At 71.6% G+C, this 19,699-nt stretch carries 19 protein-coding genes; 13 read left to right on the top strand and 6 right to left on the bottom strand.

The features are described from left to right. Window positions 1-65 precede the first annotated feature (65 nt). Entirely contained in the window at window positions 66-773 is a 708-nt protein-coding gene (locus ACIBAE_RS21665; RefSeq protein ID WP_399287945.1) for a thymidine kinase, read from the top strand. Here the strand turns inward: ACIBAE_RS21665 and ACIBAE_RS21660 are convergent. Next, window positions 745-1,524, bottom strand: coding sequence for a VOC family protein (locus ACIBAE_RS21660; RefSeq protein ID WP_399287942.1), 780 nt, complete (start codon window positions 1,522-1,524; stop codon window positions 745-747). The genes ACIBAE_RS21665 and ACIBAE_RS21660 overlap by 29 nt on opposite strands. 220 nt (window positions 1,525-1,744) lie before the next feature. Here ACIBAE_RS21660 and ACIBAE_RS21655 point away from each other — a divergent pair, with 220 nt between their 5' ends. After that, window positions 1,745-2,569, top strand: coding sequence for a sulfurtransferase (locus ACIBAE_RS21655; protein ID WP_399287940.1), 825 nt, complete (start codon window positions 1,745-1,747; stop codon window positions 2,567-2,569). Window positions 2,570-2,661: 92 nt separating this feature from the next. On the opposite strand, the gene sepH is transcribed toward ACIBAE_RS21655, so the two are convergent. After that, the gene (gene sepH, locus ACIBAE_RS21650) at window positions 2,662-3,690 is read right to left on the bottom strand and encodes a septation protein SepH (protein WP_399287937.1); all 1,029 of its coding nucleotides are present in this window, start codon (window positions 3,688-3,690) and stop codon (window positions 2,662-2,664) included. A gap of 490 nt (window positions 3,691-4,180) precedes the next feature. Here sepH and ACIBAE_RS21645 point away from each other — a divergent pair, with 490 nt between their 5' ends. Continuing rightward, on the top strand, window positions 4,181-5,104 hold the full coding sequence (locus ACIBAE_RS21645; protein ID WP_399287935.1) for a hypothetical protein: 924 nt from the start codon (window positions 4,181-4,183) through the stop codon (window positions 5,102-5,104). Window positions 5,105-5,149: 45 nt separating this feature from the next. On the opposite strand, the gene ACIBAE_RS21640 is transcribed toward ACIBAE_RS21645, so the two are convergent. Both ACIBAE_RS21640 and ACIBAE_RS21635 read right to left on the bottom strand, forming a co-directional pair. Continuing rightward, on the bottom strand, window positions 5,150-6,415 hold the full coding sequence (locus tag ACIBAE_RS21640) for a D-arabinono-1,4-lactone oxidase (RefSeq protein WP_399287933.1): 1,266 nt from the start codon (window positions 6,413-6,415) through the stop codon (window positions 5,150-5,152). After that, on the bottom strand, window positions 6,369-7,766 hold the full coding sequence (locus ACIBAE_RS21635; RefSeq protein WP_399287931.1) for an MFS transporter: 1,398 nt from the start codon (window positions 7,764-7,766) through the stop codon (window positions 6,369-6,371). Before ACIBAE_RS21635 ends, ACIBAE_RS21640 begins: the two co-directional genes overlap by 47 nt. A gap of 106 nt (window positions 7,767-7,872) precedes the next feature. On the opposite strand from ACIBAE_RS21635, the gene ACIBAE_RS21630 reads away from it, so the two are divergent. Together ACIBAE_RS21630 and ACIBAE_RS21625 are read left to right on the top strand one after the other, a co-directional pair. Continuing rightward, window positions 7,873-9,000 (top strand): ferrochelatase, encoded by a 1,128-nt coding sequence (locus tag ACIBAE_RS21630; RefSeq protein ID WP_399287928.1) that lies wholly within the window; start codon window positions 7,873-7,875, stop codon window positions 8,998-9,000. A 50-nt stretch (window positions 9,001-9,050) separates the two neighbouring features. Then, window positions 9,051-9,887 carry an inositol monophosphatase family protein gene (locus ACIBAE_RS21625; protein ID WP_399288162.1) on the top strand — a complete coding sequence of 279 codons (837 nt, stop codon included), beginning with the start codon at window positions 9,051-9,053 and terminating at the stop codon, window positions 9,885-9,887. 171 nt (window positions 9,888-10,058) lie between these two features. On the opposite strand, the gene ACIBAE_RS21620 is transcribed toward ACIBAE_RS21625, so the two are convergent. After that, window positions 10,059-10,232 carry a hypothetical protein gene (locus ACIBAE_RS21620; RefSeq protein WP_399287925.1) on the bottom strand — a complete coding sequence of 58 codons (174 nt, stop codon included), beginning with the start codon at window positions 10,230-10,232 and terminating at the stop codon, window positions 10,059-10,061. A 379-nt stretch (window positions 10,233-10,611) separates the two neighbouring features. Here ACIBAE_RS21620 and ACIBAE_RS21615 point away from each other — a divergent pair, with 379 nt between their 5' ends. The 4 genes from ACIBAE_RS21615 (at window position 10,612) to ACIBAE_RS21600 (ending at window position 14,132) form a co-directional block, all read left to right on the top strand. Continuing rightward, on the top strand, window positions 10,612-11,265 hold the full coding sequence (locus ACIBAE_RS21615; protein WP_399287923.1) for a response regulator transcription factor: 654 nt from the start codon (window positions 10,612-10,614) through the stop codon (window positions 11,263-11,265). 5 nt (window positions 11,266-11,270) lie between these two features. Continuing rightward, window positions 11,271-12,503, top strand: coding sequence for a sensor histidine kinase (locus ACIBAE_RS21610; protein ID WP_399287920.1), 1,233 nt, complete (start codon window positions 11,271-11,273; stop codon window positions 12,501-12,503). Window positions 12,504-12,907: 404 nt separating this feature from the next. Then, the gene (locus tag ACIBAE_RS21605) at window positions 12,908-13,204 is read left to right on the top strand and encodes a DUF4193 domain-containing protein (RefSeq protein WP_114662768.1); all 297 of its coding nucleotides are present in this window, start codon (window positions 12,908-12,910) and stop codon (window positions 13,202-13,204) included. Between the two features lie 13 nt (window positions 13,205-13,217). After that, window positions 13,218-14,132, top strand: a complete 915-nt coding sequence (locus ACIBAE_RS21600) for a hypothetical protein (RefSeq protein ID WP_399287917.1) — start codon at window positions 13,218-13,220, stop codon at window positions 14,130-14,132. A 96-nt stretch (window positions 14,133-14,228) separates the two neighbouring features. Here the strand turns inward: ACIBAE_RS21600 and ACIBAE_RS21595 are convergent, their stop codons facing one another. Next, on the bottom strand, window positions 14,229-14,693 hold the full coding sequence (locus ACIBAE_RS21595; protein ID WP_399287915.1) for a DUF3093 domain-containing protein: 465 nt from the start codon (window positions 14,691-14,693) through the stop codon (window positions 14,229-14,231). 58 nt (window positions 14,694-14,751) lie between these two features. Here ACIBAE_RS21595 and ACIBAE_RS21590 point away from each other — a divergent pair, with 58 nt between their 5' ends. The 4 genes from ACIBAE_RS21590 to ACIBAE_RS21575 all read left to right on the top strand — a co-directional run bounded on the left by ACIBAE_RS21590 (window position 14,752) and on the right by ACIBAE_RS21575 (window position 19,667). Further along, on the top strand, window positions 14,752-15,372 hold the full coding sequence (locus tag ACIBAE_RS21590) for a PaaI family thioesterase (RefSeq protein ID WP_399287913.1): 621 nt from the start codon (window positions 14,752-14,754) through the stop codon (window positions 15,370-15,372). After that, window positions 15,369-15,884 (top strand): dUTP diphosphatase, encoded by a 516-nt coding sequence (dut, locus tag ACIBAE_RS21585; RefSeq protein WP_399287910.1) that lies wholly within the window; start codon window positions 15,369-15,371, stop codon window positions 15,882-15,884. The genes ACIBAE_RS21590 and dut overlap by 4 nt, the downstream gene beginning before the upstream one ends. A gap of 1 nt (window position 15,885) precedes the next feature. Further along, entirely contained in the window at window positions 15,886-16,668 is a 783-nt protein-coding gene (locus ACIBAE_RS21580; RefSeq protein ID WP_399287907.1) for a DUF3710 domain-containing protein, read from the top strand. 440 nt (window positions 16,669-17,108) lie between these two features. After that, window positions 17,109-19,667 (top strand): ATP-binding protein, encoded by a 2,559-nt coding sequence (locus tag ACIBAE_RS21575; RefSeq protein ID WP_399287905.1) that lies wholly within the window; start codon window positions 17,109-17,111, stop codon window positions 19,665-19,667. Window positions 19,668-19,699: the final 32 nt, after the last annotated feature.

Raw genomic sequence — 19,699 nt, 5'->3', positions numbered from 1 at the left:
CAGCGCCATGACACCGCGCAGCCACGACGCCGCACAGCCACGACTCGAAAGGCCGTCACCCCCTCATGCCAGAGCTGGTGTTCTTCTCCGGAACGATGGACTGCGGAAAGAGCACCCTCGCTCTGCAGATCGAGCACAACCGCTCCGCGCGCGGACTCCAGGGCATGATCTTCACCCGTGACGACCGGGCCGGCAAGGGCAAGCTCTCCTCCCGCCTCGGCCTGGTCACCGACGCCGTCGAGGCCGCCGGGGACTTCGACTTCTACGCGTATCTCGTCGACCGGCTCTCCCAGGGCGGCCGCTGCGACTACGTCATCGCCGACGAGGCGCAGTTCCTCGCCCCGGGCCAGGTCGACCAGCTCGCCCGGGTCGTGGACGACCTGGACCTGGACGTCTTCGCCTTCGGTATCACCACGGACTTCCGCTCCAAGCTCTTCCCCGGTTCCCAGCGCCTGGTGGAGCTGGCCGACCGGGTCGAGGTCCTCCAGGTCGAGGCGCTCTGCTGGTGCGGTGCCCGGGCCACGCACAACGCCCGGACGGTCGGCGGCGCCATGGTGGTCGAGGGCGCGCAGGTCGTGGTCGGGGACGTACACCACTCCGGGGACGAGATCGGTTACGAGGTGCTGTGCCGGCGCCATCACCGGCGGCGTATGACGGCCGCCTCCGCCCGTGCGGCCGTGCTGTCGCCGGACGTGCTCCCCGTCGAGGTCGGTGACCGTGCGGGAGCCGGTGACCGTGCCGGGGTCAGTGAGCGGCCGACCGTACGACCGTGAAGACCGCGCCCTCCGGGTCCGCGACCACGGCCAGCCGGCCGTGCGGGCTCTCCCGGGGCAGCTGGACCACCTGCCCGCCCAGCTCGGTCACCTGCCGCGCGGCCGCGTCCGTGTCGTCCACCTCGAAGTACGTCATCCAGTGCGGCCCCCGGTCGCGGGGCAGCGCCCCGCCCACCCCGTGCAGGGCGGCGACCGGGCGGCCCGCCAGGCTCAGGGTCAGGAAGTCGAACTCGGCGGGGTCGACCGCTTCCTCCATGGCATAGCCGAACAGCGACTCGTAGAACTTGCTCACGTAGGACGTCTCGCGCGTGATCAGCTCGTTCCAGACCGGCGTGCCATGGGCTCCGGCCACCGCCGTGCCGGTGTGCGCCTCGGCCTGCCAGATCCCGAAGACCGCGCCCGTCGGGTCCGAGGCTATGGCCATCCGGCCGGCCTCCGCCGCGTCCAGCGGTCCGACGCCGACCGTGCCGCCACGGCTCCTGATCGTCTCCGCGGTCGCGTCCGCGTCGTCCGACGCCAGATAGGTCATCCATGCGATCGGCAGATCCCGGTCGGGGGGCAGCTGGCCGATGCCCGCGATCTCCTTGCCGTCGAGCAGACCGCGGACGTACGGCCCGAGCTGCTGCGGTCCGGGCTGGAACTCCCAGCCGAACAGGGCTCCGTAGAACTCCTGGGTCGCGCCAAGGCCGTGCACCATCAGACTCACCCAGCAGGGCGTGCCGGGCGTGCGCCGGATCGCTGCCTCGGTCATCGTCACTTCTCCTCGGACCATTCGTGGTGGTCGTGCGGGACGGGGAGCCCGGTCGTACGGGTGACGGCCGTGCGCCCGAGCAGATGCTCGCACCCGGTGGCGGGCGACACGCCCCGGACAGGCCGCTTTTGGCGGGATCCGGATTCGGTGTTTACCGCCTGTTTCCGCGCGGAGCCGGCGTGGCTACGGGCGGGGCGTGCCGTACGCGAAGATGACGTCCATGACAGCCATCATCACAGCGGCCGAACTCGCGGGCGAGTCGGCCGGGACACGTCCGCCCGTGCTGCTCGACGTCCGCTGGCAGCTGGGCGGACCGCCGGGACGCCCGGACTACGCGGCCGGGCATCTGCCGGGCGCCGTCTACGTCGATCTCGATACCGAACTGGCGGGTCCGCCCGGCGCGGGCGGCCGGCACCCGCTGCCCGACGTGGCGGCCTTCGGCGCCGTGATGCGCCGCGCCGGGGTCTCCCGGGGGACACCGGTGGTGGTGTACGACGGCGGACAGGGCTGGGCCGCGGCCCGCGCCTGGTGGCTGCTGCGCTGGACGGGTCATCCGGACGTGCGGGTCCTGGACGGCGGTCTCGCCGGCTGGACCGGACCGCTCTCCGGCGAGATCCCGGCCCCCGTGGCGGGCGATTTCCGTCCGGTCCCGGGCGCGCTCCCCTTGCTGGACGCGGACGGTGCGGCGGCCCTGGCCCGGGACGGACTGCTGCTGGACGCCCGTGCGGCGGAGCGTTATCGGGGCGATGTCGAGCCGATCGACCGGATCGGGGGGCACATTCCCGGTGCGGTCTCGGCCCCCACCACGGAAAACATGGCCGAAAACGGTGCCTTTCTCCCGGCCCCCGCTCTCGCGGCCCGCTTCGGGGCGCTGGGCGCCACCGGCACCGAGGTGGGCGTCTACTGCGGCTCGGGGGTCTCCGGCGCCCATGAGGTGCTGGCCCTGGAGATCGCGGGCATCCCGGCGGCGCTGTACGCGGGCTCCTGGTCCGAGTGGTCCGCCGACGAGAACCGCCCGGTCGCCAAGGGTCCGGATCCCCGGTGAGGACACCTGAGGTAGACGCGTGAAGGGCCCGTGCGCACCTGGCGCACGGGCCCTTCCGCTCCGCCCCCGCAGGTCAGTTGGTGTCCTGCCGGTCAATCCTGTTTCTTGCGGCGCGTACCGAACACGATCTCGTCCCAGCTCGGCACCGCCGCCCGCCGGCCCGGACGCACCCCGTCGGCCTCGGCCTGGCGGTCCGTGGTGCCGGTGAGCCGGTCGCGGTGGCCCGCCACCGAGCGGGGCATCAGGACATCCGCGTACGCGGAACCAGCGCCCGCCGAGGCGGCCGGAGCGATCGGCTCCTCCGCGTCCGGCTCCTCCTCCGCGTCGCTGACCTGCGGCTCCGGTGGTGCGGGCACCACCATGTCGCCCCGGAAGCTCGGTACCGCCTCCAGCAGGCTGGTCAGGGAGTCCCGCTCGCTGTTCTCGTCCGGCTCCGGCGCGGCGGGCCGCTCCATGGGCCGGTCGAGAGAACGGTCCAGCGGCCGGTCGCGCGGCAGCCGCGCGATCCTCGGGACGAACGGGAAGCTCGGCTCGTGCGAGGCGACCGTGTCGTCGGTGTCGCCGATCAGCGCGCGGGCCTCGTCGTCGACGGCCTGGACAAGCCGCCGCGGCGGGTCGTACGTCCAGCTCGCCGAGTGCGGCTCACCGGCGACCAGGTAGACGAGCAGCACCTCCCAGGTGCCGTCGTCACGCCGCCAGGAGTCCCACTGCACGGTCTCCTTCTCGGCGCCGCGCAGCGTCAGCCGTTCCTGGACCGCCTCGCCGAGCTGGGGTCCGGCGTTCTCCCCGGGGCGGCGTACGGCGGTCTTCCTGGCCCGCTCGGCCATGAAGGCGCGCTCCGCGAGCACCGGCCCCTCGAAGCGGCGGACCCGGTCGACGGGGATTCCGGCGAACTGGGCGACCTCTTCGGCGGAGGCGCCTGCCCTTATCCGCGCCTGGATGTCACGCGGTCTGAGGTGGCTCTCCACCTCGATCTCGATCTGGCCGAGGCGGGCGCGGTCGTTGCGCACGGCGGCGCGCAGCCGCTCGTCGATCGGAAGCGTGTATTCCGTACTGTCCGCAGCTTTGAGCACCAGTCGTGTGCCGTCGTTGGAGACGGCCACGACACGCAGTTCGGGCATGGGGACCTCCCGGGTGGTGCCTGCCGACGTCACGTGCGTCGCTGCTTCCGCTAGTCGAGTGTGGCCTGCCCGGGTGCAGCCTGCCACAACCTTGCCGTGCCGCCCGGCGTGTCGGGCGTGAGCCCTGGATCGCCGTTATGGCACGGTTACCTGTTTGCGACGGAGAGTGACGAACCTGGTCACTCCGTGCTGCGGGCGCCCGTACGGTGCCGCGGCTCCGCCGGATCGAGTGCCACGTTCGGCCCCCTCTCCGTAGGTCCCGGACACCCCGTCAGGGAGTCCGGCCCCAGGGCTCGCCACAGTACTCCATTCGGGCCATGTGGGTGGACCGGCGCGCCGCCCAAGTTCTCCCTGGGCAGGGGAGTTGGTATCCGCGGAGGGTTCTGGACGGGTGTCGTGCTTCACAGAATCCACAAAATCGGAACTATCGGCTTCGCTCGGCGGTCCCTCTCTGTGCAGGGTGGGACAGATGGGTAAGCAGGGGCCGGAGATGGATCAGAAGCGTGACAGCGGTACGGAACAGGAAGAAAGCGGGGCGAAGGGGCGGGGGAAGGGACCGGGGCAGCGGCTCGAACTGAGCGTGCCGCAGGTGGCGGGCAGCGCGCTCGCGGCCGTCACGGCGGCGGTGCTCGCCTCCCAGCTCGGGGTGTACGGCACGATCATCGGTGCGGGCGTGGTCAGCGTGGTCGCCACCGCCGGCGGGTCGGTCTTCCAGCACCTGTTCCGGCGTACCGGCGAGCAGCTGCGTGAGGTCACGGTCCAGTCGAGGCCGGCCGGCTCCCCGGCGTCGTCCCATCAGGTACCTGCTCACCGGCCGACCGCCCTCCGGCCGACGGCCGTACGGGAGGGTCCTGCGGACGGGCCCCCGGAGGGGGAGTTCGGCGAGGCCACCACGCACGGCACCCGGATGCGGGGCTGGAAGCGCCCGGTGCTCGCGGCGGGCGTCGTCTTCGGCGTGACGATGATCGGCATCACCGGATTCGAACTGATCTCTGGTCAGGATCTCAGTGGCGGCAAGGGCACGACCGTCGGCTCCGTCGTACGCGGCGGCGACCGCTCCGCGTCTCCCGGCGGGCCCGCGGGTACCCCGGACCCCGGCGGTGAGCAGGGCGGAACGCCGGAGAGCGGGACGCCGGCCGGCGGCGGTGGCGCCGGCGTCACGGACCCGAGCTCCTCGCCCGACGCCGGACCGGGCGCGGGCCCGGGCGGTGCCGGTCCGTCGCACGTCCCCTCCCCGGCCCCCTCGCACTCCGAAGGCGGCCAGGCCCCGTCGGCGCCCGGTCCGGCGCCCTCCCCGTCGACCGGGACCGGCGATCCGGGGACAGGCTCCGCGGACGGCGGCGTCAGCGGCGTCGGTGGTGCCGAGGCCGGCGCGGCCGGTCAGGGAACCGGGCCCGTCGCACCGGGGCGGTGAGCCGGTCGTCCGTGGGGCGGGTATCCGTGGGTGATCCATCGGCGGTCAGTCCCCGAGGACCCGCCGCAGATAGTCGTTGCCGAACAGCCGGTCCGGGTCGAGCCGGTCCCGTACCGCCGTGAACGCGCCGAACCGCGGGTACACCCCGGACAGATACGCCGCGTCCCGGGTGTGGATCTTGCCCCAGTGCGGCCGGCCGCCGTGCGCGGTCATGATCCGCTCCACCGCCGTGAAGTACGCGCGGTGCGGCGTTCCCCGGTAGAGATGCACCGCGATGTACGCGCTGTCCCGGCCCGAGGCGGTCGAGAGCGCGATGTCGTCGGCGGGGGCCGTCCGTATCTCCACCGGAAAACTCACCCGGAGCGGTGAGCGATCGACCATCGCCTTGACCTCGCGCAGCGCCCCGACGGCGGCCTCCCGTTCCAGCGCGTACTCCATCTCCACGAAGCGCACCCGGCGCGGGGACGTGAAGACCTTGTAGGCGATGTCCGTGTACGTACGGCCGGCGAGGGCGCGGCTGGAGACCCTGGCGACGGCGGGGATGGTCGCGGGAACGGCCCGGCCGAGTGAACAGGCCACCTGGAAAACGCCGTTGGAGAGGAGTTCGTCGTCGATCCAGCCACGGAGCCGACCCGGCGGGGCCACCGGCCCCGTGCTGCGGTTGTTGCGCTTGGTGGTGCAGTTGCCGGTGTGCGGGAACCAGTAAAATTCGAAGTGCTCGTTCTCCGCGACGTGTTCGTCGAACTCGGCCGTCACCCGGTCGAAGGCCATCGGCTCCTCACAGGCCGTCAGCAGGAACAGCGGCTCCACGGCGAAGGTGACCGTGGTGATCACACCCAGCGCGCCGAGCCCGATCCGGGCGGCGGCGAAGACCTCCGGATTCTCCCCGGCCGAGCAGCGCAGCAGCGACCCGTCCGCCGTGACGAGTTCCAGGGCGCGGATCTGGGCGGCGATCGAGGCCGAGTCGCGGCCGGTGCCGTGGGTGCCGGTGGAGACCGCCCCGGCGACGGTCTGCTCCATGATGTCGCCCATGTTGGTGAGCGACAGGCCCGCCCCGGCGAGCGCCGCGTTCAGCCGTTTCAGCGGGGTACCGGCCGCCACGGTGACGGTTCTGGCGGCCCGGTCGATCTCCCGGATGCCGGTGAGCCGGTCGGGCCGTATCAGCACACCGTCCGTGGCGGCGGTGGCGGTGAAGGAGTGGCCCGTACCGACGGGCTTGACCCTCAGACCGTCCCGCGCCGCCCGGCGAACCGTTTCCGCCACCTCATCGACGGAGGCCGGGAAGGCGACGCGGGCGGGGCGGGCGGACACGTTCCCCGCCCAGTTGCGCCACGCCCGCGGGGTCGCGCTGTGGGTTCTGCTGTTGAGGGTCCTGCTGTTGTGGCTCCTGCTCATCCGCGCCGCGCCCTCCTTGACCGATGACTGGCTGTGCGATGACCGACGGGGCGACGGCCGGCCGGCCGGTGACCGGCCGAGCGGTGACCGGCTCGTCCAGTCGGCGATGTCCCAGGAACGCCACCACGGCCGCGGCCGCGCCCGCCGCGACGGGCACCAGGTACCCCGCCTCGGCGCCGGCCGCGTCGACCACCCAGCCGGCGGCCGACGAGCCGAGCGCCACGCCGACCGCGAGCCCGGTACTGGTCCAGGTCATGCCCTCGGTCAGCTTGGTGCGCGGTACGTGCGCTTCGACGAGGGCCATCGTGGTCACCATCGTCGGTGCGACGGAGAGGCCCGCGACAAAGAGCGCCACGGCCAGGAACGCCAGGTTTCCGGCCAGTAGGAGGGGGATCATACTCACGGACATCCCGAGCACTCCCACCAGCCACCGCCGGGAGGCCGGTCCCGTGAGCCGCAGCAGCCCGAACACCACCCCGGCGACGCCGGATCCCAGCGCGTAGACCGCCAGCACCAGACTCGCCGCTGCCTTGTGACCCAGCTGCTCGGCGAAGGCCACGGTCACCACGTCGACCGAGCCGAATATCGCCCCCGTGGCCACGAACGTCGCCACCAGCACCCGCAGCCCGGGGGAGCGCAGAGCCGACTCCCCGGTGTGCTCCTCACGCGGCCGGGGTACGGGCTCGGTGTCGCGCTGCGCCGTGAGCCAGAGGACGCCGGTGGCCAGGAAGCCGGACGCGAGCAGCGGGCCCGCTTCCGGGAACCAGGTGGTCGAGAGCCCGATGGAGAGAATGGGGCCGAAGATGAAGCACACCTCGTCGACGATCGACTCCCAGGAGTACGCGGTGTGCAACTGGCCTGGTGAGCCCCGGTAGACGGCCGCCCAGCGGGCCCGCACCATGGAGCCCACACTCGGTACGCAGCCCACGCCGGCGGCGAAGAGGAACAGGGTCCAGTCGGGGGCGCCCTGCTGGGCGCAGAGCAGCAGACCGGCCACGGCCGCCAGCGCGATCAGTGTCGCCGGGCGCAGTACGCGCGCCTGGCCGTGCCGGTCGACGAGCCGTGAGATCCGGGGGCCCAGTACGGCGGCCGACATCGCCATGGTCGCGGAGAGCGCTCCCGCCAGCCCGTAGCGGCCGGTGAGTTGGGAGATCATGGTCACGACGCCTATGCCCAGCATGGCGAGCGGCATCCGGCCGATGAGACCGGCCGCGCTGAATTGCCTGGAACCGCGGACTGTGAAGATCGCTTGATAGGTACTGGGCAACGGACGCTCCGATGAACAGTGATTCAGGCCGCAACAGCTTACGTCCGCATATGCCCCCAGCACGCCACGTTTTCCGGCGGAGAGGGGCGGATGGCAGGATCGGACCATGTCCCGAGAGCCTGCGACTTCCCCCTACGACGCCCTGCTGTTGCTGTCCTTCGGCGGCCCGGAAGGCCCTGACGAGGTAGTTCCGTTCCTGGAGAACGTGACCCGCGGCCGGGGCATCCCCAAGGAGCGGCTCAAGGAGGTGGGCAAGCATTACTACCTGTTCGGCGGAGTCAGCCCGATCAACGAACAGAACCGCGCCCTCCTGGACGCGCTCCGCGAGGACTTCGCCGAGCACGGCGTGGAGCTCCCGGTCTACTGGGGCAACCGCAACTGGACGCCGTATCTGACCGACACCCTGCGCGAGATGATCGCCGACGGCCGGCGCCGCATCGCCGTCCTCGCGACCAGCGCGTACGCGTCCTACTCGGGGTGCCGGCAGTACCGCGAGAACCTCGCCGACGCGCTCGCCACCCTGGCCGGCGAAGGGCTGGAGGTGCCGCGCGTGGACAAACTGCGGCACTACTTCAACCACCCCGGCTTCGTGCGTCCCATGGCCGAGAGCGTGCTCGCCTCGCTCGCCGGCCTGCCGCAGGACCTCCGGGCGGGCGCGCATCTCGCCTTCACCACCCACTCCATCCCGGTCGCCGCGGCCGACACCTCGGGCCCGGCCGAGGAGCACGGCGAGGGCGGCGCCTATGTGACCCAGCATCTCGACACCGCCCGGCAGATCGTCGAGGCGGTGCGCGAGCGGACCGGTGTGGAACACCCCTGGCGGCTCGTCTACCAGTCGCGCAGCGGCGCCCCGCACATCCCCTGGCTGGAGCCGGACATCTGCGACCACCTGGAGACGCTGCACGGCGAGGGTGTTCCGGCGGTCGTCATGGTCCCCATCGGTTTCGTCTCCGACCACATGGAGGTCCTGTACGACCTCGACACCGAGGCCACCGCCAAGGCCGCCGAGCTGAATCTGCCGGTCCGCCGCTCGTCGACCGTGGGCGCGGACCCGCGCTTCGCCGCCGCTGTGCGCGACCTCGTGCTGGAGCGCGCCGCCACCGAGCGCGGGCGCGCGCCGGAGCGCTGCGCCCTGGGCGCGCTCGGTCCGAGCCATGACCTCTGCCCGGCCGGCTGCTGTCCGGCCCGTACCCCCAGGCCCGCCGCCGCGGGCGCCGACAGCCCGTACGCCTGAAGGAGCCCAGCGTGACCCACGCCCGGAACGACGACATCCCGAACGACGACATCCCGAATCACGGCACCCCGAATCACGGCACCCCGGCCGACACCGCCCTGACCGCCGAACTGCTCGCCCTCGCGCTGGAGGCCGCGCGGCGGGCCGGCGCGCTGCTGCGCGACGGCCGCCCCGACGATCTGGCCGTCGCCGCCACGAAGTCCAGCCCCATCGACGTCGTCACCGAGATGGACATCGCCGCCGAGAAGCTGATCACCGGCTATCTCGCCGAGCACCGCCCCGACGACGGCTTCCTCGGCGAGGAGGGCGCCAGCACGGCGGGCAGCAGCGGTATCCGCTGGGTCATCGACCCGCTGGACGGCACCGTGAACTACCTCTACGGGCTGCCGACCTGGTCCGTCTCCATCGCGGCCGAGCGGGACGGCGAGCGGATCGTCGGGGTCGTCGAGATCCCGATGCGCCGGGAGACCTTCCGCGCCGTGCTGGGCGGCGGCGCCTTCCTGAACGACCGTCCGGTCCACTGCCGCCCCGCCCCGCCGCTGGAACGGGCTCTGGTGTCGACCGGCTTCAACTACGTCACCACCGTCAAGACCCACCAGGCGCGGATCGCCGCCAGGATGATCCCGCAGGTACGGGACATCCGGCGCGGCGGCTCGGCCGCCGTCGACCTCTGCGATGTCGCGGCCGGCCGGCTGGAGGGCTACTACGAGCGGGGCCTGCACCCCTGGGACCTCGCGGCCGGCGATCTCATCGCCCGCGAGGCCGGCGCGCTCACCGGCGGCCGCCCCGGCACCCGGCCCGACCGGGACCTGACCGTGGCGGCCACCCCGGGCGTCTTCGAGCCTCTCCAGGCGCTGCTGGAGGAGTACGGAGCCTGGCACGACTAGGACGGGGGACCGGGGCCCCGGCAGCCTCAGGGCCCCGCGGAAGGCTCACAGAAGGGCCCCGGCGCCTTCCCCTCGGCGCCGGGGCCCTTCCGTGTCTGCAGTGAATGTCACTGGGTGACTGTGTGTGTCGGTACGGCTCGGTAGGTGCTTGTAGGGTCCCTGGCGGGCGGGTCAGACGCTTGCGGCGCCGACCTCCACACCATGCTCGGCGGCGAGCCGGCGGAGATCCTCCAGCTCTTCCTGCTCGACGTCCGCGAGGAAGTCGTCGCCCGTCTCACGGGCTCGTGTCAGGTCTGTTTCCGTGGCCTTTATGCGCTGGAGAAGCCCTGCGGTGAATGCGTCCATTGCGCCCCCTCGTCGTGGGTCAGTGGCACGGGGGTGTGCCGGCGTCCTGGTCGGTGGCACGGGGGTGTGCCGACGGGGTGGATCACGCGCCACTGTCTTCTGGGGGACAGATGGGGTGTGGCATGCCTCATACAGGGCGTGATCTCGGGTGTGAAGTCGTCTTCCCCAGCCTTTGACTTCGAGAAACCTCAACTTGTCAAAGAAACCGGTCTATTCCCGGATGTGCCAGGTCGTCCCGCATCGTCTTACCGCCGGTTTATGGGCGCTACGGGCAGGATGGAGCCGCACAGCCAGTGCCATCACCCGTACCGCCCTGACCAGGGCGGCACGGCGGACTGCCCTGATCACCGATGACGGGCCCAGAGGAAGGAACAGCGACGTGCGCGTACTCGTCGTCGAGGACGAGCAACTGCTCGCCGATGCGGTGGCCACCGGACTGCGCCGGGAGGCCATGGCCGTCGACGTCGTGTACGACGGTGCGGCCGCGCTGGAGCGCGTCGGCGTCAACGACTACGACGTGGTGGTGCTGGACCGCGACCTGCCCCTGATCCACGGCGACGACGTCTGCCGCAGGATCGTCGAGATGGGGATCCCCACCCGGGTCCTCATGCTCACGGCGTCCGGCGATGTCAGCGACCGGGTCGAGGGCCTCGAACTGGGCGCGGACGACTATCTGCCCAAGCCTTTCGCGTTCAGCGAGCTCACCGCCCGGGTGAGGGCGCTGGGCCGTCGTACGACGGTGCCGCTGCCCCCCGTCCTGGAGCGTTCCGGGATCAAGCTCGACCCGAACCGCCGTGAGGTCTTCCGGGACGGCAAGGAGATTCAGCTGGCCCCCAAGGAGTTCGCGGTGCTGGAGGTCCTGATGCGCAGCGAAGGCGCGGTTGTCTCGGCCGAGCAACTGCTGGAAAAGGCGTGGGACGAGCACACCGACCCGTTCACCAATGTCGTCCGGGTGACCGTGATGACACTGCGCCGCAAACTAGGAGAGCCGCCCGTGATCGTCACGGTGCCCGGCTCCGGTTACCGGATCTGATGCCCGTGGCAACCACCCCGGCGCCCCCAGGGGCGCCCCCGAAACCCACCTGGGACCCGAGGCGGCCGGAACAGGCGCTCCCCTGGGTGCGCCCGACCATCCGGATACGTCTGACGCTGCTGTACGGCGGGATGTTCCTGATCGCCGGCATCCTGCTGCTCTCGATCATCTATCTGCTGGCCGCCCAGGCCCTGCATGTGGGCAGTGAGCTGCCCTTCAAGATCGTGACCGGCAAGGTGAGCAGCGAGGTCTGCAACTTCCCGGACCAGGCGCCGCCCGAGCAGTTCAACGCGGCCATGAACAGCTGCGTCAACCACCAGCGCAAGCAGGCGCTCGACGATCTGCTGACCCGCTCGCTGTTCGCCCTGGTCGGGCTCAGCATCATCGCCTTCGCCTTCGGGTACGCGATGGCGGGCCGGGTCCTGTCGCCGCTGGGCCGGATCACCCGCACCGCGCGCCGCGTGGTCGGTTCCGACCTGTCGCGGCGGATCGAGCTGGACGGTCCCGACGACGAGCTCAAGGAGCTCGCCGACACCTTCGACGAGATGCTGGAGCGGCTGGAGCGGGCCTTCACGGCGCAGCAGCGCTTCGTCGCGAACGCGTCGCACGAGCTGCGTACCCCGCTCGCGATCAATCGCACCCTGCTGGAGGTCCATCTCTCCGATCCGGGAGCGCCCACCGAGCTGCAACAGCTCGGCAAGACCCTGCTGGCCACCAACGAGCGCAGTGAACAGCTCGTGGAGGGTCTGCTGCTGCTGGCCCGCAGCGACAACCAGATCGTGGAGCGCAAGCCGGTCGATCTCGCCGAGGTCGCCACCCGCGCGGTGGACCAGGCCCTCGGTGAGGCGGAGGCGAAGGGCGTGGAGATCCGCGGTGAGCGGGCGCCGGCCGTCGTGCAGGGGAACGGAGTCCTGCTGGAGCGGATCGCCCTGAACCTGGTACAGAACGCCGTCCGGTACAACGTGCCGGAGGGCGGCTGGGTGGAGGTCACCACCGAGACGCAGCCGGGCCAGGCGGTCCTGGTGGTGTCGAACACCGGCCCCGTCGTCCCCGCCTACGAGATCGACAATCTCTTCGAACCGTTCCGCCGGCTGCGCACGGAGCGGACGGGCAGCGACAAGGGCGTGGGGCTCGGTCTGTCGATCGCCCGGTCCGTCGCGCGTGCCCACGGCGGCCGTATCCTCGCCGAGCCGCGCGAGGGTGGCGGTCTCGTGATGCGCGTCACTCTGCCGGTATGAGAGGGCATTGGCGGACGCCGGAGCAGAGATTATTTTGTTCGCTTTGCGCGGAATTTTCGGCACGAGTTTCCGACGGACCTCTGTGTGATCGATCACAGGGTCGAATTCGCGCCGGTCAACTCTCCGTGATCAGGACTTCCTCGGAAAGCCGGTAAAGTCCGGGTTTCCCGGGGCCGGTATTACGGGAAGTACACGGGGTGGCGCCCGTGGAGTACGACCACCGGACCGTGTACGGTCCCCTTCGCCACCCGAAGCCGGACGCTCAGCGAGAGTGCGGTTGGGTGTCGATTGAGTAACAGACCTTGATGTGAGGCAAAATCTCCGCCTCAGGTCGGGCACAAGTCCGGCCTCTCACGCGTTACGTGCGCTGAAGACACCACAGATACCCAGAGGGGGAGAGCGACATGGCAACGGATTACGACACCCCACGCAAGACCGATGACGACGTCGATTCGGACAGCCTTGAAGAGCTGAAGGCCCGTCGGAACGACAAGTCGACGTCGGCCGTAGACGTCGACGAGTTCGAACAGGCGGAGGGCCTGGAACTGCCCGGCGCGGATCTCTCCAACGAGGAGCTGTCCGTCCGGGTCCTGCCCCGGCAGGCCGACGAGTTCACCTGCATGAGCTGCTTCCTGGTGCATCACCGCAGCCAGCTGGCCAGGGAGAAGAACGGCCAGCCCATCTGCCGCGACTGCGACTGAGGTCAGGCCGGCCGTGGCAGGTGACACACCGTCCCGGAAACGGCGCTTCCGGCGGAAGGGTTCACCGGAGGCGCCCGAGGGCGGCACGGGCCCGGCAGAAGGCGTCTCGCCGCCTGCCGAGCACTCCGCCCTCCTGCCCCTTCCCGGCATGAGCGACGACGAGCGGGGCCCGACGGCCTCGCTCGAAGCGCACCAGGACGACCACGACGGCCCCGTGACCGGGGGCCGGCGCCTGGACGCTGTCAAACGGGGTTTTCGCAGGGGAAGCCAGGGCGCCAAAGCGGCGCTGGTCCACATCGCCGACCGGATCATCGAGAACGCTCCTCGGGTCCCGGTCCGCGATCTGGCGACCCTGCGCAAGCAGTTCCCGGGCCTCGGCCCCGAGGAGCTGGCTGACAAGCTGGTCGCGGGCGCCGCGAACAGCAGTTCGACGGTCGGCGCGGGCATCGGCGCTGCCGCGATGATGCCCGTACCGCCCGCGATGCCGGCCGAGCTGGCAGCCGAGATCACGGCCGTCGCGGCCATCGAGCTGAAGCTCATCGCCGAGTTGCACGAGGTCTACGGACTGCGGCCGCCCGGCACGCTCAAGGAGCGCAGCGCCGCCTATCTCATGTCCTGGACGGAGGAGCGCGGGGTCGATGTCACCAGACCGGCGACCATCCCCGTCGCGCTGAGCGGCGGGATGAAGCGCGAGCTGCGGCAGCAGATCATGAAGCGCACCGTCCGCAGCCTGCCGAACCTGGTCCCGTTCATGATCGGAGCGGCCGTCGGCGCGATGATGAACCGGCGGGACACCAAGAGGGTCGCCGACCGCATCCGCGAGGACCTGCGCACCCGCCAGATCCCCTGGGACGCGCTCCCGGAACTGCCCGCGCTGGAGCGGCCGCGGGAGCTTCCGCCCGAGCTCCCCGGAGAGCTGGGGCGTTAGGGCCTGTCGCGAAGTCCCGCCTGGCTCGCGACGCCTGGCACGCACAGTCCTGTCCGGGCGGGGCGCTTCCCGCCCGGCGGGGTCAGCCCGGCGGGGTCAGCCCGTCCGGTCGGATCCGGCGGACAGCGCCGCCGCGAGCGCCCGCGGGTTCCGGGTCGACAGGTAGACGTACGGCGTCGGGTCGTCCGGGTCCGTGATCACCACGCGCAGCGCCGTCGGCACATAGCTGCGCAGCAGCATGAAGGCTCGGGGGTCGGCCTTGTGCAGCCGCCAGGCGCGCGCCTCCTCACTGTCCAGCACCTCGGCCTCACCGAGTGCCGAGACCGGGATCCTGGCGTCACCCGCGACCAGCGAGTCCGCCACCACCCGGATCCGCGCGGAGCCGTACGAACTCACTCCGGCCGCCGCCAGCGCACCCGCGCCGATCACCCCGCCGAGCAGCGGCAGCGGCCCCAGCGGCAGCAGTATCAGGCCCCCCGCCACGGCGATGAGGGCGGCGATCCCCCACCAGGAACGGGGGGCGGTGAGGCGTTCGTCGTAGTGCGTGGCGGCTGGCTCCATGGGGGCAAGCTTGGCATGGTGCGGTCCGCGGGCGACCGCGCGGGTAAGGTCTGCGCCTGTGAGTAATGTGCCATCCCCGGGGACGCCCCCCGGATCCCCCGCAGGGCCCGGGTCCCTGACCCCGCCGGCCGACGCCGTACCGCCGGTGAGGCACCCCGACGCCCCGGCCCCCGGTGAGCTGCTCGGAGCGCACTACGAGCACTGCTTCGGCTGCGGCGAGGCACAGCCGCACGGACTGCGGGTACAGGCGCGCGCCGGTGAGGGCGTGACCATCACCGCCGAATTCACGGTCAAGCCCGCCCATCAGGGCGCTCCCGGTCTCGCGCACGGCGGCGTGCTCGCCACCGCGCTGGACGAGACGCTCGGCTCGCTGAACTGGCTGCTGCGGGTGATCGCGGTGACCGGACGGCTGCAGACCGACTTCGTACGGCCCGTACCGGTCGGTGCGCTGCTGTATCTGGAGGCCGAGGTCACCGCCGTCCACGGGCGGAAGATCTACTGCACCGCCACCGGCCGGCTCGGCGGCCCCGAAGGCCCCGTCGCCGTCCGTGCCGACGCTCTCTTCATCGAGGTCAGGGTCGACCACTTCGTCGACCACGGCCGCCAGGAGGAGATCCGGGCGGCGATGGCCGACCCGGACCAGATCAAGCGCGTCCGCGCCTTCGAGGTGAACCCATGAGCCGACCCCCTGTCGATGTACTGATCCGCCTGATCGACCCGGAGACACCGCTTCCGTCGTACGGACACCCGGGCGACGCCGGCGCCGACCTGGTCACCACGCAGGCCGCGGAGCTCGCTCCCGGTGAGCGGGCCGTCCTGCCCACGGGGGTGTCCATCGCCCTGCCCGACGGGTACGCGGCCTTTGTGCACCCGCGCTCCGGGCTCGCCGCACGCTGCGGTGTCGCTCTGGTGAATGCCCCGGGCACGGTGGATGCCGGGTACCGTGGAGAGATCAAGGTGATCGTGGTCAATCTGGACCCGCGCGAGAGCGTGCGGTTCGAGCGGTTCGACCGGATCGCCCAACTCGTCGTCCAGCAGGTCGAGAAGGTGCGCTTCCACGAGGTGGCGGAGCTTCCCGGGTCCGCGCGGGCCGAGGGGGGTTTCGGGTCCACAGGCGGTCATGCCGCCGTGGGCGGCGTGCAGGGTGGGAATCGATACGCTTCGGTCGTATCCGACCGGGAAGGACAGTGACGTGTTCGGACGTCGCAAGAAGAGTGGTTCCGCAGAGGACGCGGCGGACGCAGCGGGCGAGGCCGAGCAGTTCGTCGACGGCGACGCCGGCAACGACGGCGGCCGTGAGGCCGGGACGACGTCCCGCCGGATGAACCTTCCGCCGGCCCCCAGGCCCGACGGACCCTGGGACCTCTCCGAGGTCTCCAAGCCCGACGAGGGCCGGGTCGACCTGGGCGGCATCTTCGTCCCCGGGGTCGAGGGCATGGAGCTGCGCGTCGAGGTCGCCGGTGACGCGATCGTCGCCGCCACGGTCGTCGTGCGGGACAGCGCCGTACAGCTCCAGGCGTTCGCCGCGCCCAAGAAGGAAGGCATCTGGGGCGAGGTCCGCGAGGAGATCGCCTCGGGCATCACCCAGCAGGGCGGCATCATCGACGAGGTCGAGGGGCCGCTGGGCTGGGAGCTGCGCGCGCAGGTTCCCGTACAGCTGCCGGACGGCACCGGAGGCGTACAGCTCGTGCGCTTCATCGGGGTCGACGGCCCGCGCTGGTTCCTGCGCGGTGTGATCTCCGGACAGGGCGCGGTGCAGCCGCAGGCCGCCGGGCTGCTGGAGCAGATCTTCCGGGACACCGTCGTCGTGCGCGGGGAGGGCCCGATGGCGCCCCGCGACCCGATCGTCCTCAAGCTGCCGGACGACGCGCAGATGGTGGCCGAGGGCGTTCAGCAGGACGAGCAGGAGGGCTCCCGCTTCTCCGGTGGGATGGGACAGCTGCAGCGCGGTCCCGAGATCACCGAGGTGCGCTGACCGTACGCGGCCGACCCGTACGCGGGAGACGCGCGAGCAGAGCTGTGGCCGGTGGGCCGTACCCCGTCAAGGGGTGCGGCCCACCGGCTTTTCCACCGTTCGCCGTTCGCCGTTCGCCGCTCGTCACCCGGCTCCCGGCACGCCGGGCGGCGGAGCGGAGCCGCCCTCCCCGTCCAGGAGGGGAGAAACCGGTCGATGACCGCACCGAACCGCGCCCTCGGCTCCGTCGGCGAACCCGGGCCGATGTCCTGACTCTCGACATCGGCCCGCGCACCGCGCCCGGGAAGCGCCCGGGAGGCCGGTGCGGCCCGGGCCGCATCAGAATCGCGTCAAGACGGACCCCGCCGCCGGTGCCCGCCCCTTTTGTCACCGGCCCCGGCGGTAACTTCGAGACAGCCGCCGCGTCGGACGCGGCGGTCCTTCTGGAAGACAATGGGGCCATGGGACGCGGCAAACTTCGGATCTACCTGGGTGCGGCACCGGGCGTCGGCAAGACCTACGCGATGCTCTCCGAGGCACACCGCCGGGTGGAGCGGGGCACCGACTGCGTCGTCGCCTTCGTCGAACACCACGACCGGCCGCGTACGGAAGTGCTGCTGCACGGGCTGGAGGAGATCGGCCGACGCGAGCTGGAGTACCGCGGCGGCCTCTTCACCGAGATGGACGTGGACGCGGTCCTGGAGCGCCGTCCCGCCGTCGCCCTCGTCGACGAGCTCGCGCACACCAACGTCCCCGGCTCGCGCAACGCCAAGCGCTGGCAGGACGTCGAGGAACTGCTCCAGGCCGGTATCGACGTCGTCAGCACCGTCAACATCCAGCACCTGGAATCACTCGGTGACGTCGTGGAGTCGATAACAGGCGTACGGCAGCGGGAGACCGTCCCCGACGAGGTGGTCCGGCGGGCCGACCAGATCGAGCTGGTGGACATGTCGCCCCAGGCGCTGCGCCGCCGGATGGCGCACGGCAACGTCTACAAGCCCGACAAGGTCGACGCGGCGCTCTCGCACTACTTCCGCCCCGGCAACCTCACGGCCCTGCGCGAGCTCGCGCTGCTCTGGGTCGCCGACCGGGTGGACGAATACCTCCAGCAGTACCGCGGCGAGCACAACATCCGCACCACCTGGCAGGCCCGCGAGCGCATCGTCGTCGGCCTCACCGGCGGCCCCGAGGGACGTACGCTCATCCGCCGCGCGGCCCGCATGGCCGCCAAGGGCTCCGGCGGTGAGATCCTCGCCGTCTACATCGCGCGCAGCGACGGCCTGACCGCCGCCTCGCCGAAGGAGCTCGCGGTCCAGCGCAAGCTGGTCGAGGACCTCGGCGGCACCTTCCACCACGTCATCGGCGACGACATCCCCTCCGCGCTGCTCGAATTCGCGCGGGGCGTCAACGCCACCCAGATCGTGCTGGGCTCCAGCCGCCGCAAGACCTGGCAGTACATCTTCGGGCCCGGCGTCGGCGTCACCGTCGCCCGCGAGTCCACCCCCGACCTGGACGTGCACATCGTCACGCACGGGGAGGTGGCCAAGGGCCGAGGGCTGCCGGTGGCGCGCGGGGCCAGGCTCGGCCGCTCCCGGATCATCTGGGGCTGGCTGGCCGGAGTCGTCGCGCCTGTCCTGCTGTCGCTGCTGCTCACCGCGTTGAACGACACCCTCGGGCTCGCCAACGACGTGCTGCTGTTCCTCTTCCTGAACGTGCTGGCGGCCCTGCTCGGCGGGCTGCGGCCCGCCCTCGCCTCCGCCGCCGTGGGCTCGCTGCTGCTCAACTTCTACTTCACCCCGCCCGACCACACCCTGGACATCCAGGATCCCAAGAACCTCGTCGCCATCGTGATCTTCTTCGCGGTGGCCGTGTCGGTGGCCTCCGTGGTCGATCTGGCCGCGCGCCGGACCCATCAGGCCGCCCGGCTGCGCGCCGAATCCGAGATCCTCTCCTTCCTCGCGGGCAGTGTGCTGCGCGGGGAGACCACCCTGGACGCCCTGCTGGAGCGGGTCCGCGAGACCTTCTCCATGGAGTCCGTCGCCCTCCTCGAACGTAAGAGCGACGTCGATCCCTGGACCCGCGCGGGCAGCGTGGGGCCCCAGCCCGTCGACCGCCCCGAGGCCGCGGACGTGGACATGCCGGTCGGCGACCATATGGCGATGGCGCTCTCCGGCCGGGTCCTGCCCGCCGAGGACCGCCGGGTACTGGCCGCCTTCGCCGCCCAGGCGGCCGTCGTCCTCGACCGCCAGCGCCTCGTCGGCGAGGCCGAGCAGGCCCGTGAGCTGGCCGAGGGCAACCGCATCCGGACCGCCCTGCTCGCGGCCGTCAGCCACGACCTGCGCACCCCGCTGGCCGGCATCAAGGCCGCGGTGACCTCCCTGCGCTCCGACGACGTCGAATGGTCCGAGGAGGACCAGGCCGAACTGCTCGAAGGGATCGAGCACGGCGCCGACCGCCTCGACCATCTGGTGGGCAATCTCCTCGACATGTCCCGGCTCCAGACCGGCACCGTCACCCCGCTGATCCGCGAGATCGACCTCGACGAGGTGGTGCCGATGGCGCTCGGCGGCGTACCGGAGGACAGCGTGGAGCTGGACATCCCCGAATCGCTGCCCATGGTCGCCGTCGACCCCGGCCTGCTGGAGCGCGCGGTCGCCAACATCGTCGAGAACGCCGTCAAGTACAGCCCCGGAGGACGGCGCGTCAACGTCGCGGCCAGCGCGCTCGGCGAGCGGGTCGAGGTACGGGTCGTGGACCGAGGACCCGGCGTCCCCGACGACGCCAAGGAGCGCATCTTCGAGCCCTTCCAGCGCCACGGCGACGCCCCGCGCGGAGCCGGGGTCGGCCTCGGACTCGCCGTCGCGCGCGGTTTCGTGGACGCCATGGGCGGCACCCTCGCCGCCGAGGACACCCCCGGCGGCGGCATGACCATGGTCCTCACCCTCCGGGCGGCGTCCGGACTCGTGTCCGTACGCCCCGAATCCGTACGCCCCGAACTCCGCGCCCGGGTCAGCTCATGACACCTCATGACAGGGCCCGGACAGCAGAAAGG

Origin of the sequence: Streptomyces sp. NPDC051569 (genome assembly GCF_044454085.1) — a bacterium.
In the GTDB taxonomy this organism is placed as follows: Bacteria; Actinomycetota; Actinomycetes; order Streptomycetales; family Streptomycetaceae; genus Streptomyces.
The sequence above is the reverse complement of the archived record's forward strand: the minus strand, read 5'-3'. Positions and strand labels throughout refer to the sequence as shown.